Annotated in this window: 14 protein-coding genes; 4 read left to right on the top strand and 10 right to left on the bottom strand. The window is 61.0% G+C overall.

Annotated features, from left to right (window positions below; translation table 11 throughout):
• Positions 1 to 45: 45 nt before the first annotated feature.
• The 5 genes from AB5Y99_RS16120 to AB5Y99_RS16140 form a co-directional block, all read right to left on the bottom strand.
• Entirely contained in the window at positions 46 to 810 is a 765-nt protein-coding gene (locus AB5Y99_RS16120; protein ID WP_368210135.1) for a GNAT family N-acetyltransferase, read from the bottom strand.
• 80 nt (positions 811 to 890) lie between these two features.
• A complete protein-coding gene (locus AB5Y99_RS16125) occupies positions 891 to 1268 on the bottom strand; it encodes a VOC family protein (protein ID WP_368210137.1) in 378 nt (125 codons plus the stop codon).
• Positions 1269 to 1334: 66 nt separating this feature from the next.
• Positions 1335 to 2039: a YafY family protein gene (locus tag AB5Y99_RS16130; protein WP_201990994.1), complete on the bottom strand. Its 705-nt coding sequence runs from the start codon at positions 2037 to 2039 to the stop codon at positions 1335 to 1337.
• A 65-nt stretch (positions 2040 to 2104) separates the two neighbouring features.
• Positions 2105 to 3064, bottom strand: a complete 960-nt coding sequence (locus AB5Y99_RS16135) for a helix-turn-helix domain-containing protein (RefSeq protein WP_368210139.1) — start codon at positions 3062 to 3064, stop codon at positions 2105 to 2107.
• A gap of 95 nt (positions 3065 to 3159) precedes the next feature.
• Complete coding sequence (locus tag AB5Y99_RS16140) at positions 3160 to 3930, bottom strand: MBL fold metallo-hydrolase (RefSeq protein WP_368210141.1); 771 nt, start codon at positions 3928 to 3930, stop codon at positions 3160 to 3162.
• A gap of 280 nt (positions 3931 to 4210) precedes the next feature.
• Between AB5Y99_RS16140 and AB5Y99_RS16145 the strand changes: the two genes are divergently transcribed.
• Together AB5Y99_RS16145 and AB5Y99_RS16150 are read left to right on the top strand one after the other, a co-directional pair.
• Positions 4211 to 4624, top strand: a complete 414-nt coding sequence (locus tag AB5Y99_RS16145) for an Hsp20 family protein (protein ID WP_005339298.1) — start codon at positions 4211 to 4213, stop codon at positions 4622 to 4624.
• Positions 4625 to 4716: 92 nt separating this feature from the next.
• A complete protein-coding gene (locus tag AB5Y99_RS16150) occupies positions 4717 to 5157 on the top strand; it encodes an Hsp20 family protein (protein WP_368210142.1) in 441 nt (146 codons plus the stop codon).
• A gap of 72 nt (positions 5158 to 5229) precedes the next feature.
• On the opposite strand, the gene AB5Y99_RS16155 is transcribed toward AB5Y99_RS16150, so the two are convergent.
• Positions 5230 to 6480 carry a valine--pyruvate transaminase gene (locus tag AB5Y99_RS16155; RefSeq protein WP_368210144.1) on the bottom strand — a complete coding sequence of 417 codons (1251 nt, stop codon included), beginning with the start codon at positions 6478 to 6480 and terminating at the stop codon, positions 5230 to 5232.
• 293 nt (positions 6481 to 6773) lie between these two features.
• On the opposite strand from AB5Y99_RS16155, the gene AB5Y99_RS16160 reads away from it, so the two are divergent.
• Complete coding sequence (locus AB5Y99_RS16160; RefSeq protein WP_368210145.1) at positions 6774 to 7007, top strand: hypothetical protein; 234 nt, start codon at positions 6774 to 6776, stop codon at positions 7005 to 7007.
• Here the strand turns inward: AB5Y99_RS16160 and AB5Y99_RS16165 are convergent.
• Entirely contained in the window at positions 6937 to 7761 is an 825-nt protein-coding gene (locus tag AB5Y99_RS16165; RefSeq protein ID WP_368210146.1) for a helix-turn-helix transcriptional regulator, read from the bottom strand. The two genes, AB5Y99_RS16160 and AB5Y99_RS16165, sit on opposite strands and share 71 nt — an antisense overlap.
• A 92-nt stretch (positions 7762 to 7853) precedes the next feature.
• On the opposite strand from AB5Y99_RS16165, the gene AB5Y99_RS16170 reads away from it, so the two are divergent.
• Positions 7854 to 8981: a multidrug effflux MFS transporter gene (locus AB5Y99_RS16170; protein WP_149151855.1), complete on the top strand. Its 1128-nt coding sequence runs from the start codon at positions 7854 to 7856 to the stop codon at positions 8979 to 8981.
• 4 nt (positions 8982 to 8985) lie between these two features.
• Here the strand turns inward: AB5Y99_RS16170 and AB5Y99_RS16175 are convergent, their stop codons facing one another.
• From AB5Y99_RS16175 to AB5Y99_RS16185, 3 genes are all read right to left on the bottom strand, one after another.
• Positions 8986 to 9669 carry a response regulator gene (locus AB5Y99_RS16175; RefSeq protein ID WP_047439862.1) on the bottom strand — a complete coding sequence of 228 codons (684 nt, stop codon included), beginning with the start codon at positions 9667 to 9669 and terminating at the stop codon, positions 8986 to 8988.
• A 58-nt stretch (positions 9670 to 9727) separates the two neighbouring features.
• The gene (locus AB5Y99_RS16180) at positions 9728 to 12316 is read right to left on the bottom strand and encodes a sensor histidine kinase KdpD (RefSeq protein WP_252413299.1); all 2589 of its coding nucleotides are present in this window, start codon (positions 12314 to 12316) and stop codon (positions 9728 to 9730) included.
• Positions 12317 to 12443: 127 nt separating this feature from the next.
• Positions 12444 to 12971, bottom strand: coding sequence for a potassium-transporting ATPase subunit C (locus tag AB5Y99_RS16185; RefSeq protein ID WP_279491498.1), 528 nt, complete (start codon positions 12969 to 12971; stop codon positions 12444 to 12446).
• Positions 12972 to 12999: the final 28 nt, after the last annotated feature.

Consider the following 12999-nt stretch of genomic DNA (forward strand, 5'->3'; position numbering starts at 1 on the left):
AAGCCGCTCACAAGAGCGGCTTTTTTACATTTGTAGTCTGCTTTATCAGAGCATTTTGCTCATGATAACCAGGTTGTGGGGTAGCACAGCACCATCGCTAGCCGTGCGATGACGCAACGCTGGCACTATGTGGTGGATGACCCTGAACCCCAGCTTGACATAGAAAGACTCGGCGGTCTGGGTGCCGAGATTGACCTCGTAAACCCCTTGCTGCGTCAGGTACTCCAGCACGGTATTGGCGAGCAGGGTGCCGGTTCTTGCGGGTTGCCCAGGTTGCACCACCACAGTGCCAATATAGGCGTAACGCCGCTTATCCTGAGTCCAGATTGATCCGGACATGCCGCCCTGCAGCTCACCATGCTCATCGCGCAACATCAACACAAAGGTCGGCCAGATCTTGGGGTCCTGCTCATTGACGGCCTCGATATAGAGGGTTTTGCCTGCCGGATTAGCACCATAATCCAATCTGAAGATTGCCGTGTGATCCGGGCCTGCGGGCATATGAACGGCTTCGTGCAGATAACCGCTTTGAGTGAGAGGGGAATAGAGCTCCTGATACGTGGTGAGTATCACCACCTCATTGATGAGGTGGCCCTGCTGCCGTTGTTCATCGATCAGCTGATCCAGATAATCGAGCGGAGTACCGAGAAAGCTGGCTTCCGGGTAGTGGACGATGACGTTGGGGTTGAAGCCAAACTCCTGCTCACGCAGTTGCAGCAGGGCAAAAAGAGCCAACTGCTTCTCGCTCAGTTCATCGGCTGCGCAGTTCTCTGGCTGATACAGTTTGAGTGGATTATGTCGAGTGGTCATTGTTTATCCATAAAATGATGCGCGCAGATGATAACACAGCCGATGGGACGGGCACGTTCCACGTGGAACATTGAACCGGATTACCTCAGCTCAGGTGCCGGGCAGTAGAGGCGCAGACGATGGCCATCCGGATCGAGGGCCATGCAGGTGTAGCCAAACTCCATCTTGGTCGGCGCCTGGATCAGGGTGAGCCCGCGCGCCAGCCACTCGGCAGACAGGCGATCGACGGCATCATCATCCGGGAGGGCGAAGGCCAGCTCCATCGCTCCGGCCGTTTGGGTCACGGCAGGTTCAACTATGGCGCTGGACCAGAGTGCCAGTCTGGCGCCCGATTCGAAAACGAACATGGCAAAGGTAGGTGACTCCTCCACCGGCTGGCGACCGAACAGCTCGCGGTAGAAGAGCGCGCTGCGGGTCGGATTGGTAACGTAGAGGATGGTGAACTGGGGGACTAACATGGTGATGCTCCTTGCTGATGAGATGGCGCATCGGCGCCGACCCCGTCAGCATGGCGCTACCTGCTGTCAGTTTCTGTCAGCAATGAATTTCGGCTGCGGGATCTGCTGGGTGGCGCGCCACTCCTTCAGCAGGCTCTCTCTGCTTTTTGGATAGCGGCAATCTTGCGGCTGCATCCGAGTGATGCGATCGACCCGAAAGTGGCGAAAGCCCTGACGCAGTTCGCACCAGGCCACCAGTACCCGTACCTGTTCGAAGTAGCCGAGGGCAAAGGGCCAGACGGTGCGCTCAGAGGCCTCATCCTTGAGATCGCGATAGCCCAGGATCACCTTGCGTTGCTGGCGGATGGCACTGCGCAGGGGGGCTTCATCGGTGAGGCTGTCGCTGCGGGAGGTGCCGATCAGCAGGGCATTGCTCTGGAGCTGCAGGCGATAGTCGGCGGGCAGCACGGCTTCTATCTTGGCCAGCGCACTGCTGGCCGATGCACTCAAGGCTCCGTCACCGTGGGCGACGACCCAACGTGACCCCAGCACCAGCGCATCCAGCTCCTCTTCACTGAACATCAATGGCGGCAGCATGAAGCCGGGACGCAACACATAGCCGATCCCCGGTTCGCCCTCGATATGGGCACCCTGCGCCTGCAGAGTGGCGATATCCCGATAGAGGGTGCGCAGGCTGATGCCAAGCTGGCTGGCCAGTTCCGCACCTGTGATGGCGTAGCGGTGGCCGCGCAGCAGCTGGAGCAGGGCCAGCAGGCGTTCGGAACGGGACATGGGATGACTCCTCGGAATTTCTGGTTAGCCTGCCATAGCGGAGTGAGCGGGTATAGAGGATGTCATCAGACATTGTTGCCACGAAAAGATCGTCGCCACTCGCTGGGGGAGATGGCAAAGCGGGCTCGAAAGTGATTGCGCAGGGAGGTGGCACTCTTGAAGCCAACCAGCTCGGCAATGCGATCGATTGAATGGCCGCTTACCTCCAGCAGCTCCTGACTGCGCCTGAGCCGCTCCGCCAGCAGCCATTCACCCACCGAGAGGCCGGTTGCCTGATGAAAACGGCGGGTAAAGGTGCGTCGACTCATCAGGGTGAGATCTGCCAGAGAGTCCAAGGTATGGGGGGCGGCCAGATGGGCACGCAGGTGGTCGAGCAACTGGTTCATCCGGACATCGCGGGTGGAGGCGGGCACCGGCTGCTCGATAAACTGGGCCTGACCCCCTTCCCGGTGGGGCGGGATCACCAGCCGTCGCGCCACCTTGTTGGCGATGGCCGAGCCGTGGTAGTGGCGCACCAGATAGAGGCAGCAGTCCAGCCCGGCGGCAGTACCTGCCGAGGTGACCAGCCCATCGTCATCCACATAGAGGGCGTTGGTATCGAGCTGCACGCAGGGAAAGCGGCGGCAGAAATCCTGTTCGTACTCCCAGTGGGTCGATGCCTTGCGACCATTGAGCAGCCCGGCGTAGGCGAGCACATAGGTGCCAAGACAGAGCCCGACGAGCCGGGCACCTCTGGCTCTGGCGGCAATCAGGGCATCGAGCAGCGCTGCAGGTGGCCGTGCTGACGGGTCGTGCCAGAAGGGGATGACGATGATCTCCGCCTCGGCCAGCACCTCCAGCCCATGGGGCGCCTGAATGGTGAAGCCTTGCGCCGAGTGTGAGTGGCGGTTGCCATCACCGCAGCAGATCTTGAGCTCGAACAGCGGCTGGCCCGGCAGGATGTCGCCGAAGATGAGGCAGGGGACGGCGCAGTGAAAAGGGCTGAAGTGATCGAAGGTCACCACGGCAACGATCGGGGTGGTCATGGTGTTGGCTCCTCTCTGCGCGCAGACCACTCATCATAAGCATTTGGCAGTGAAAGCCGAAGGGCCGTGCGCGCTGTTCGGCATGGCCCAGTCAGTTACAGCGAGAGAGCCTCGCCATCCGCCGGTATCCGCACCCGATCCATCATGCCTCGCTCGGTCAGATAGGTATGAAGTTCCTGGCGTGACAGCACTGCGTGGTTGACCGCCTCCATATGGCTGGCGATCAGCGTGGCTTGCGGTGCGGCCTGATAAACGGCAGCGACATCCTCCTTGCCCATGATGATGGAACCGAGCCCGGGCACCTGTGCATCGCCGCAGTTGAGGATGATGACCTCGGGTTGATGCTGTTGCAGGGCTTGCTCGACCGAGGGATGCCAGATGGTATCACCGGCCAGATAGAGGCTCTGTTCATCGGGGTGGGAGAAGACCACACCGCACACTTCTCCCATGCGCTCGCCCAGCACCGCCATCAACTGGTCGCTGCCGTGCTGGCCACCGGTTTGCTGCAGGCGAATGCCGGCAAACGCGGGCTGGTCGCTCAGCAGGCGCACATCCTCAAAGCCACTGGCACGAATGGCATCGGCATCTTTCTGATGTTGCACCAAGAGCGGCAGATGCTTGGGGAGCAGGGCTCTGGCGGCATCATCCCAGTGGTCGGGATGGTCGTGGGTGACGATAACGGCATCCACATCGACCAGCTCATCGAGCGGCAGCGGCAGCTCGACCAGCGGATTGCGCAGCTGGCTGTTGGCGGTGCCCTCAAAGCCGGGGAAGGCCCCCTTGGCCGAGAGCATGGGGTCGATCAGAAAGCGGGTGCCGGCATAGTCGAGCAGCAAGGTGGCGTTGCGAACCTGGGTAATCTTCATGGGATGGCTCCATGTTGGCTGGTGGATATGCAACCAATTATGGGGCGCTAAGCGAGTTGCCATCAGTGGCCCACGGGTCGATTATCATCACCATCGGGCCAACAGGTTGATGTTCTACAGGTCGGCGCGGCCATTTAAAAAATTTGAAAAAATCCCCTTGAAAGGAAAAAGTGAACCCCTATATAGGTAACAAGGCCGGAACGCTCGACAGAGGTTTCGACCAGGCGCCCGTCCATAAGGAGGGCAAACAATCCGTTATCGCTCATAAGAGGGTAATACTATGCGTTCTATCGACTTTTCTCCGCTCTATCGTTCTGCCATCGGTTTCGATCGTCTGGCCAATCTCATCGAATCTGCGGCCAGCAATGGCAATGCCGGCTATCCCCCCTACAACATCGAGCAACTGGGTGACAACGACTACCGCATCAGCATGGCGGTGGCAGGCTTTACCCAGGAAGAGCTGGAGCTGAGCTTCCAGGAAAATCTGTTGACGGTGAAGGGCAACAAGCAGGCCGATACCGGGCGCAACTATCTCTATCAGGGGATCGCCGAGCGTGGTTTCGAGCGCCGCTTCCAGCTGGCCGACTATGTGCGGGTGAAAGGGGCCGACCTGAAAAACGGCTTGCTGCACATCGAGCTTGTGCGTGAAGTGCCCGAGGCGATGAAGCCGCGCAAGATAGAGATCAACGGCTGATAGCTTGAATTCACTGAAATTTTAAAATTTCCCGGGTGCCGATGACGGGCCTGTGGAGAGTTGACCCTGTTGCTTATTAGAAGGATAGGATTATGCGTAACCTCGATTTTTCTCATCTCTATTCTAACGCCGTCGGCTTCGAGCGGATGGCCCGTGAGCTGGAAGGTCTGTTCGAGCAGAAGACCGCCGCTTACCCCCCGTACAACATTGAAAAGCGCGATCAGGATGGCTATCGCATCACGGTCGCCGTGGCTGGCTTCGAGCGCGAAGAGCTGGAGCTGGAGACCGAAAACGGCACCCTCAAGGTGAAGGGGCGCAAAGGGGCTGCGGCTGGTGAGCGTCAGTTCCTCCATCAGGGGGTTGCCGAGCGCGACTTCGAGCTCGCCTTCAAGCTGAGCCAGCACGTGGAAGTGCAGGGCGCCAAGCTGGAGCATGGTCTGTTGACCATCGACTTGGCTCGCGAACTGCCGGAGGCGCTCAAGCCCCGCGCCATCCCCATCGGTAAACCCGAGCAGCTGGCGCTGCCCGGCTAAGCAAACCGGATCGCGATAAACAACAAAGGCCTGCATCTGCAGGCCTTTCTGTTTTTGTATCGCCGGATTGGATTAACCAGCGTAGAGGGCGTTTATCTCGTCGGCCAGGATGGCGATGCCGCGGCGAACCAGCTCCTCGCTCTGGGAGTAGTTGAGGCGAATGCACTCCTGACTGTGGCGCCACTTGGGGTCATCAATGCCGGGGAAGAAGTAGTGACCCGGCACGATCAGCAGGTTCTTCGCCTTCAGTCGCTCATAAAGTTCCTGACAGTGGATCGGCAAGCCTTCAAACCAGAGCCAGAGGAAGAGGGCGCCTTCCGGCTTGTGGATATGGAAGCGCGGGTCGGGGATCGCTTCGCGCAGCAGCTGCACCGCCAGCTCCGCCTTCTGCTGATAGAAGGGCTTCACCACCTGTTCGCTGAGGGCAATGATATCGCCGCTCTCGATCATCGGGATGGTGATGGCAGGCCCCAGACTGCCCGGTGCCAGATTGATGATGCCGCTGAGGTTGGTGATGGCCTGGATGATCTTCTCGTCGGCAATGACGATGCCGCAGCGGGTGCCTGGCAGGCCGAGCTTGGAGAGGCTCATGCAGAGGATGGTGTTGGCGTTCCAGAATGGCTTGGCTTCGCTGAAGATGATGCCCGGGAAGGGGACGCCGTAGGCGTTGTCGATCAGCAGCGGGATTCCCTTGTCGCGGGCGATCTGATCGAGGTGTTCGATCTCTTCATCGGTCAGCACATTGCCGGTGGGGTTGGTTGGGCGGGAGACGCAGATCACCCCGATATCGTCGCCCACCTGCAGGCTCTCGAAATCCACGTGGTATTTGAACTGGCCATCGGGCAGTTTCTCGATGGTGGGCTTGTAGGCCACGAAGTAGTCGTCCGCCAACGCCGAGTCGGCATAGCCGATGTATTCGGGGGCAAGCGGGAACAGCACCTTCTTCTTGCGGCCATCGGCAAATTCGCCGGCCAGCAGGTTAAACAGGTAGAAGAAGGCATTCTGGCTGCCGTTGGTCAGGGCGATATTGCGAGCCGAGATATCCCATCCCAGCTCCTTGCTGAGCAGGGCAGCCAGCGCTTTGGTGAACCTGTCTTTGCCCTGGGGGCCGTCGTAGTTGGCCATCGCTTTGACCAGCTCGCCGTTGTCGAGCAGGCTCTTGGCCTCGGCCTGAAAGCGTTCCAGCATGGCGGGGATGGGGGCCGGATTGCCGCCACCCAGCATGATGGCGTCCGGATTGGTCAGCCCCTGATTGAGGTCATCCATGAGTTGGGTAATGCCGGCGTGGCGAGTGAACTTCTCGCCGAACAAGGAAAATTCCATTCAGTGACAGATCCAGATTTGAGTTACGGGGATGTAGCACCATAGCTCAGTTTAAAAGTGGGTGTCGATCAAAAAGATGGGACGTTCCACGTGGAACATGGTGCAAAAATCAAGCGTGGTTAAAAGCACCAACTGTTGGTTTAAAAATGACCGAGCGGGATGCATTTTGCGACTCAATTTGGTATCGAGATATAGTTAATTTAAACAAAATCATCATGTTATGGATTGCGTGAGGATTGGCACAACTATTGGAATAGCTATCTGGTCATCTCAACCATACCGGAGCAAACCAGATGAAAAGCCTGATCGCTACCCTGATTGTGAGTGCCCTGAGCCTGAACGTGATGGCCAACGAAAACCCGCGGCCCGAGCTGGAGAGTGCCAAGCTGGAACAAGATGTGCAGAGCGAGTTGCAACAGGCATCCCACGCCGTGGTGAAGGATGCGCTGCACAATCTCAAACCGCTGGCGCTGGATACCCTGGTGGTGGAGGCGAGTCAGGCTGTGGCGACTCACTCCGAGAGTTGAGGTAGCGCAGGGGGGTCTGTCCCGTATGTTGTTTGAAGAAGCTGATAAAGGCGCTGTCGCTGGAGAACTCCAGCGCAGCGGCAATCCGGCTGATGGACTCGCTTTCGGCCAGCAGCTCCATGGCGCGCAACAGCCGCCACTGCTGACGCCACGCCTGATAGCTCATGCCGGTCTCCCGCATGAAGATGCGGCCAATGGTCTTGTCACTGGCACCCACCCGTTCGGCCAGCCGGTTGAGCCGATCGGGCAGGGCATCCCCCCGCTTCAACTGCTGTAGCCAGTCGCCCAGTCTGGGATCGGTTGGCAGCGGCAGCTGCCACGACTCCCGTGGCGCCTGCCCCAACTCCTCCATAAACAGTGCCACCGTCCGTTGTTGCTGCTCTTGCGGTTTGTCCCACGGCCAGAGCGCCATCCGTTCGATCAGTTCGTGCAGCAACGGATTGACCGCCAGCACTTCGACCGTGCCGGGCAACTCGGGGTGCGGCTGGAAGTAGAGGGAGCGGTAGGCAACGACACCGCGCATCAAGATCCTGTGTGCGGTGCCTGCTGGCAGCCAGGCAGCGCGGGTGGGCGGCAGCAGGCAGACCCGACCTTCCAGCTCCATGGTCATGCAGCCGGATTGGGCGAACAGCAGTTGATGGCGCTGATGTTGATGCAGACCCGAGTCGTGCCAGCCGAGGGCGGAGGCAATGCCGATCACGCTGCCGGTCAGCTGGTCGGGGTCAAAAGGGTGATCGGGAAGAATAAAGGCCATATGTCCGATTTTTGATGTTTATAGTCCTGCTTATTGTAATCAGACAATCGGCATCTCTCTAGAATGGCGACCTCTTGTGAAGGAGGTTTGTCATGAACAACAAGTTGCCACCGCTCTGGCTGGTGGTGGGATTGATGATGTTTCCCCAGATTGTGGAGACCATCTACAGCCCGGTCCTGACCCACATCGCCAGCCAGTTTCAGGTGAGCGAAGGGCAGGCATCCCAGACCCTGTCGGTCTATTTTTTGGCGTTTGCGGTGGGCGTGGTCTGCTGGGGGCGGCTATGCGATCTGATTGGGCGGCGTCCCGCCATGCTGGCGGGTCTGCTCACCTATGGCGTCGGCACCTTGCTGGCGCTGCTGGCCAACCAGTTTGAAACCCTGCTGCTGGCCCGGGTCATCTCGGCTTTTGGCGCCGCCGTGGGCTCCGTGGTGACCCAGACCATGCTGCGCGACAGCTATCAGGGCAGCGATCTGGTACGGGTCTTCTCAGCGATGGGCATAGCGCTCTCCTTGAGCCCGGTGCTGGGGCTGCTCAGTGGCGGCCAGCTGGCGAGCGGGTTCGGCTATCTCGGGGTGTTCAGCGGTCTGCTGGTACTGGCGGTAGGTTTGCTGCTGGTGACCTGCTGGCAGCTGCCGGAAACCCGTCCGGTTACTACCCAGCGAGTCGCACTCTGGCCGCTGGCATGCCGGATGATGAAGGATGGCGGGCTCTGGCGCAGTGCCATGCTGGTCGCCCTGTTCAACACCATGCTGTTTGGTTACTACAGTCTGGCGCCGTTCCTGTTTGCCGGATTGGAATTGAGCACCGGCGAGTTTGGCTATTCGGGGATCTTGCTGGCGCTGGCGACTCTGCTCGGCAGCCTGCTCAACAAGCATCTGCTGGGGAGGGGGTGGCTGCCGTCCTCTCTGGTCAGACTGGCTTGCGCTCTGGCGCTGGTCGCCGGGCTGCTGGTCTGGGCGAGTCAGTCCAGCCTCTGGTTCCTGTTGCCCATGATGGGTGTGGTGGTGGCCTTCGGGCTGGCAATCCCCAACGTGCTGAGTCAGGCGCTGTTGGCCTATCGCGAGGTAGCAGGCAGTGCTGGCGCCCTGTTCGGGCTTGGCTACTACCTGCTGCTCAGTCTGGGGTTGGCGGTGGCGGCCGGATTGCAGGTTCTCGGCCTGTTGCTGAGTGGCTGCGGTCTGCTGGCACTGCTTTGCTGCGGGCGTCGTTCCACGTGAAACGTCAGTTGCCGATAAAGCGGTAGCCGATACCTGATTCGGTCTCGATAAGCGTCGGTTGCTGGGGGTTATCCCCCAGCTTCTTGCGCAGGCTGGCGATGACGATGCGCAGGTAGTGGGTGTCTTCCTTGTGGCTCGGCCCCCAGATGTCGTTGAGCAGCTGGGTCTGCATCACCAGCTTGCCGGGGTGGCACACCAGCGCCTGCAACAGGGCGAACTCCTTGCGGGAGAGGGGGATCTCCTCCTCCTTCATGGTCACCTTGTGGCTGCTGACATCAAGCGTCAGGCCGCATTGGGGGAAGTGGCGCCGCTCGCCGCTGCTGACGCCAGCACGTTGGCGCAACAGCACGCGGATGCGGGCCATCATCTCGCCGATGCCGAACGGCTTGCTCATGTAGTCGTTGGCGCCGGCATCCAGCAGCCGCACCTTCTCCTGCTCAGAATCGCGGGCCGACAACACCAGCACAGGATTGGGGTGGTGCTCGCGAATAGCCTGCAATACCTGAATACCATCGCCATCCGGCAGACCGAGATCGAGGATCACCAGATCGGGGTTGAGGTGGCGATACTGCTCCAGCCCTTCATTGACCCCCACCGCCTCACTCACCTGATGCCCCTCGGCAATCAGGCTGATCCGCAGAAAGCGACGGATCGCCGCTTCATCATCTATGACCAGAATGTGCGCCATCGAACCTCCAGAGGCGAATGGTGGGAGGGGCTGAGTGACCCGATCTGGCGGTCAGCCATCAGACCTCCGGTGAATTGAGCGCGAGCGGCAGGGAGATGCGCATGCAGGTTCCGTTGCCATTGGGACCGGAGAAGGCCCAAATCTTGCCGCCGTGGGCCTCTATCATAGCGCGGGAAATGGCGAGGCCAAGCCCGGTGCCACGGCTGCCGCAATCGCCCACCGGCTGGGTGTAGAAGAGATTGAAGATCTTCTCCCGATCCGACTCGGCGATACCGACCCCGATATCGATGATATCGATGATGAGGTCGGGCTCGGCCACCATCACCTTGAACTCGATAGGGGTGCCTGCCGGCGAGTAGCGGGAGGCGTTGTCGAGGATATTGACCAGCACCTGCTCGATCAGGGCGCCGTGCACATAGAGCTGGGGCACATGCTGATCGAAATGGACCAGCAGCTTGTGCTGGCGCCAGGAGGAGTCGAGCCGCTTGCGGGCGCTCTCCACCAGATCCGCCAGATCGACCCAGTCCCGTTTCAGCTGGAAGTCGGGGGAGCCGATGCGGGTCATATCCAGCAGATTCTGCACATAGCTGTGCAGGCGGCGCGCCTCCTCCTGCACCGAGTGGAGCAGTTCGTCACGGTCTTCGGCGGGGATCCGGTCACCATATTCCAGCAGAGTGCTGCCTGCCCCCATGATGGTCGCCAGTGGCGTCTTCAAATCGTGGGAGACCGAGGAGAGCAGGGCGGCGCGCATCCGGTCGGTCTCCGCCTGTAGCTGACTGTCGGCCAGCCGCTCGTTGAGGTCGATCCGCGCCAGCGCGGCGCGAATGTCGGTGAGCAGGGCCTGCAGCTGGTGTTCGGCAGAGGAGGAGAGCGGATTGGCAAGCATTATGCCGATCACCAGATCATCGCTGAGGTGGTGATACTGGGCCTCGGCGGCATTGAGGGTGGCGGTGTGGGCCCCGGCGCTCTGCTTCTGGGCCAGACACCAGTCGATAGCCGCCTTGTCGGTCTGGCCGGGCCTGTGCTTCTCGTTGCCGAGCCGATCGTTGAACTCCTTGTCGATCACCACGGTCGGCTGGCCGAGCGCCAGTGAAATGGCCTGGGCACCTTGTCTGAGCACCTCCTCCGGGCTGCTGGCGGTGGCCAGCCCCTGACTGAGGGAGAGCAGAGCATTGCCCAACTGCTGGGTCTCGCGCAGACCGATCAGCTGTTGCCGCTGGCGGGAGGCGAGCCGGCCCGCCGTCATGCCGACGATAAGCAGCACGAACAGGGTGAGCAGATCGCTGTGGTTGGCGACGCTCAGGGAGAAGTAGGGGGCGGTGAACAGCAGATTGTGGGCGATAAAGCCCAGCACCGCCGCCAGCGTGGCGGGTACCAGACTGGTGGTGAGGGCCGTCGCCAGCACCCCCAGCACGAAGATGAGCGGTAACGCTGCGGGCGGCAGCCAGTAGGAGAGCCCCCAAGCGGCGGCCGAGGTGATCCCCATGATTACCACTGCCAGCATGCTGTGGTGTATATCCTTCGGGGTCGGGACGCGCATCCCCACTTCGGGCTTCTGCTTCTCGGTATCGACCAGCGTGATTTCGAGCCCCTGCGCCTGCTTGAGCAGGTGCTGCACCAGCGAGCGGCGCCATGGCGCCTTGTGCGGTTTGCCGAGCAGCAGCTGGGAGACCTGCTGCTGCTCGGCGGTCTCCAGCAGGGTGTTGGCGACCGCCGGACTGGAGAGGGTCAGCACCTTGGCGCCGAGGTGGGAGGCGAGCGCCAGCGCCTGCTCCACATCGGCAGAGCGGCGGCCATTGCTGTCGACATGCACCACCAGCCACGGAAGCTGGCGGCGCTGGGCAAAGCGGTGGCCGTAGCGCACCAGCGCCGAGCCGTGCAGGTCGCCGAGGCAAACCATCAGCTTGCCCCGCAGCGGCAAGGTGCTCTTGCCTGCCGCTTGCCACTGCAGTTGCAGATCGCCCTCCACATGGCTGGCGGCGGTCTGCATCGCCAGCTCCCGCAATGCGGTGAGGTTGTTGAGGGAGAAGAAGGATTGCAGCGCAGCCTTGGCCTGATGGGGCACATAGACCTTGCCCTCCTTGAGGCGGCCGAGCAGCTCCTTGGGGGGCAGGTCGATCAGCACCAGACTGTCGGCCTCCAGCAGCACCTGATCGGGCAGGGTCTCTTTCACCCTGACCCCGGTCAGCTGCCACACCAGATCGTTGAGGCTCTCCAGATGCTGCACGTTGAGGGTGGTGTAGACGTCGATCCCGGCGTTGAGCAGCTCCTCCACATCCTGCCAGCGCTTCTCGTGGCGGCTGCCGGGGGCGTTGCTGTGGGCCAGCTCGTCCACCACGGCGATGGCCGGTTTGCGGGCGAGCAGGCCGTCGAGATCCATCTCCTCCAGTCGCTGCTGGCGGTGCATGTGGATTTTGCGCGGCATGATGGCGAGCTTGTCGAGCAGAGCCAGCGTCTCCTGCCGGCCGTGGGTCTCCACCACGCCGATCAGGATGTCTACCCCCTCTTTGGCCTGTTCCCGCACCGCCTGCAGCATTGCGTAGGTCTTGCCCACGCCGGGAGCGGCTCCGAGAAACACCTTCAGCTTGCCCTTGTGTTCCTGTTCCAGGCTCGCCAGCAGGGCGTCAGCCCTTACCTCATCACGCATCCCCATGCTCCTGCATCAGACTTGTCAGCAGGGCGTCAGCGCTTGCTACATCAGCCATTGTTATCCCTATCGAGCCAACAGCCCGTTTCGAAAATGGAGGTCAACGCCAGATCGGCAAGGAGCGCCCTCAGGCGCCCTTTTGATGATCCAGTTGCAGGTTCAGCTGGAGAATGTTGACCACCTGCGGGCCAAGGATACCAGCTTGTGTGGCCGACTTGACCTGCTCCGTCAGTTGGGCGGGATCCAGTCCACGTTCTTTGGCGACGCGGTTGACCTGAGCCAGCACCGCATCCAGCGGCAGGTGGGGATCGAGGCCGGAGGCGGAGCGGGTCAGCATGGCGGGGGAGCTGGTCCCCGGCTGTGCCTTGGCGGCCTGTTCGGCAAACTCTGCCCGCAGCGGTGAGCTCATCCCCAGATTGCTGGCGCTGCCGCCTATGGTGTTGAAATCGCTGGCGGAGGGGCGGGGATGGAAGTAGTCAGCCCGCTCGAATTTCTGCCCCAGCAGGGCGCTGCCGATCAGTTGCTGCTTGCTGTCGGTCAGCTGGCTGCCGTTGGCCTGCCAGGGGAACAGCAGTTGGGCCAGCCCGGTCACCGCCAGCGGATAACCCACGCCCAGCAGCAGGGTCAGGGTCAACAGGGTTCTGATTGCTATCATGATTCTCTTGCTCCAAAAGGATGGCTGG

It is taken from the genome of Aeromonas sp. R4-2, assembly GCF_040908295.1.
Classification (GTDB): Bacteria; Pseudomonadota; Gammaproteobacteria; order Enterobacterales; family Aeromonadaceae; genus Aeromonas; species Aeromonas veronii.

What these genes read in the sequence shown, in the direction of transcription:
- AB5Y99_RS16145 (WP_005339298.1), top strand. Translation starts at nt 4,211, where the DNA reads ATGCGTTCTATCGACTTTTCTCCGCTCTATCGTTCTGCCATCGGTTTC.
- AB5Y99_RS16185 (WP_279491498.1), bottom strand. Translation starts at nt 12,971, where the DNA reads ATGATAGCAATCAGAACCCTGTTGACCCTGACCCTGCTGCTGGGCGTG.
- AB5Y99_RS16160 (WP_368210145.1), top strand. Translation starts at nt 6,774, where the DNA reads ATGAAAAGCCTGATCGCTACCCTGATTGTGAGTGCCCTGAGCCTGAAC.
- AB5Y99_RS16135 (WP_368210139.1), bottom strand. Translation starts at nt 3,064, where the DNA reads ATGACCACCCCGATCGTTGCCGTGGTGACCTTCGATCACTTCAGCCCT.
- AB5Y99_RS16170 (WP_149151855.1), top strand. Translation starts at nt 7,854, where the DNA reads ATGAACAACAAGTTGCCACCGCTCTGGCTGGTGGTGGGATTGATGATG.
- AB5Y99_RS16175 (WP_047439862.1), bottom strand. Translation starts at nt 9,669, where the DNA reads ATGGCGCACATTCTGGTCATAGATGATGAAGCGGCGATCCGTCGCTTT.
- AB5Y99_RS16140 (WP_368210141.1), bottom strand. Translation starts at nt 3,930, where the DNA reads ATGAAGATTACCCAGGTTCGCAACGCCACCTTGCTGCTCGACTATGCC.
- AB5Y99_RS16120 (WP_368210135.1), bottom strand. Translation starts at nt 810, where the DNA reads ATGACCACTCGACATAATCCACTCAAACTGTATCAGCCAGAGAACTGC.
- AB5Y99_RS16155 (WP_368210144.1), bottom strand. Translation starts at nt 6,480, where the DNA reads ATGGAATTTTCCTTGTTCGGCGAGAAGTTCACTCGCCACGCCGGCATT.
- AB5Y99_RS16180 (WP_252413299.1), bottom strand. Translation starts at nt 12,316, where the DNA reads ATGCGTGATGAGGTAAGGGCTGACGCCCTGCTGGCGAGCCTGGAACAG.
- AB5Y99_RS16125 (WP_368210137.1), bottom strand. Translation starts at nt 1,268, where the DNA reads ATGTTAGTCCCCCAGTTCACCATCCTCTACGTTACCAATCCGACCCGC.
- AB5Y99_RS16130 (WP_201990994.1), bottom strand. Translation starts at nt 2,039, where the DNA reads ATGTCCCGTTCCGAACGCCTGCTGGCCCTGCTCCAGCTGCTGCGCGGC.
- AB5Y99_RS16165 (WP_368210146.1), bottom strand. Translation starts at nt 7,761, where the DNA reads ATGGCCTTTATTCTTCCCGATCACCCTTTTGACCCCGACCAGCTGACC.
- AB5Y99_RS16150 (WP_368210142.1), top strand. Translation starts at nt 4,717, where the DNA reads ATGCGTAACCTCGATTTTTCTCATCTCTATTCTAACGCCGTCGGCTTC.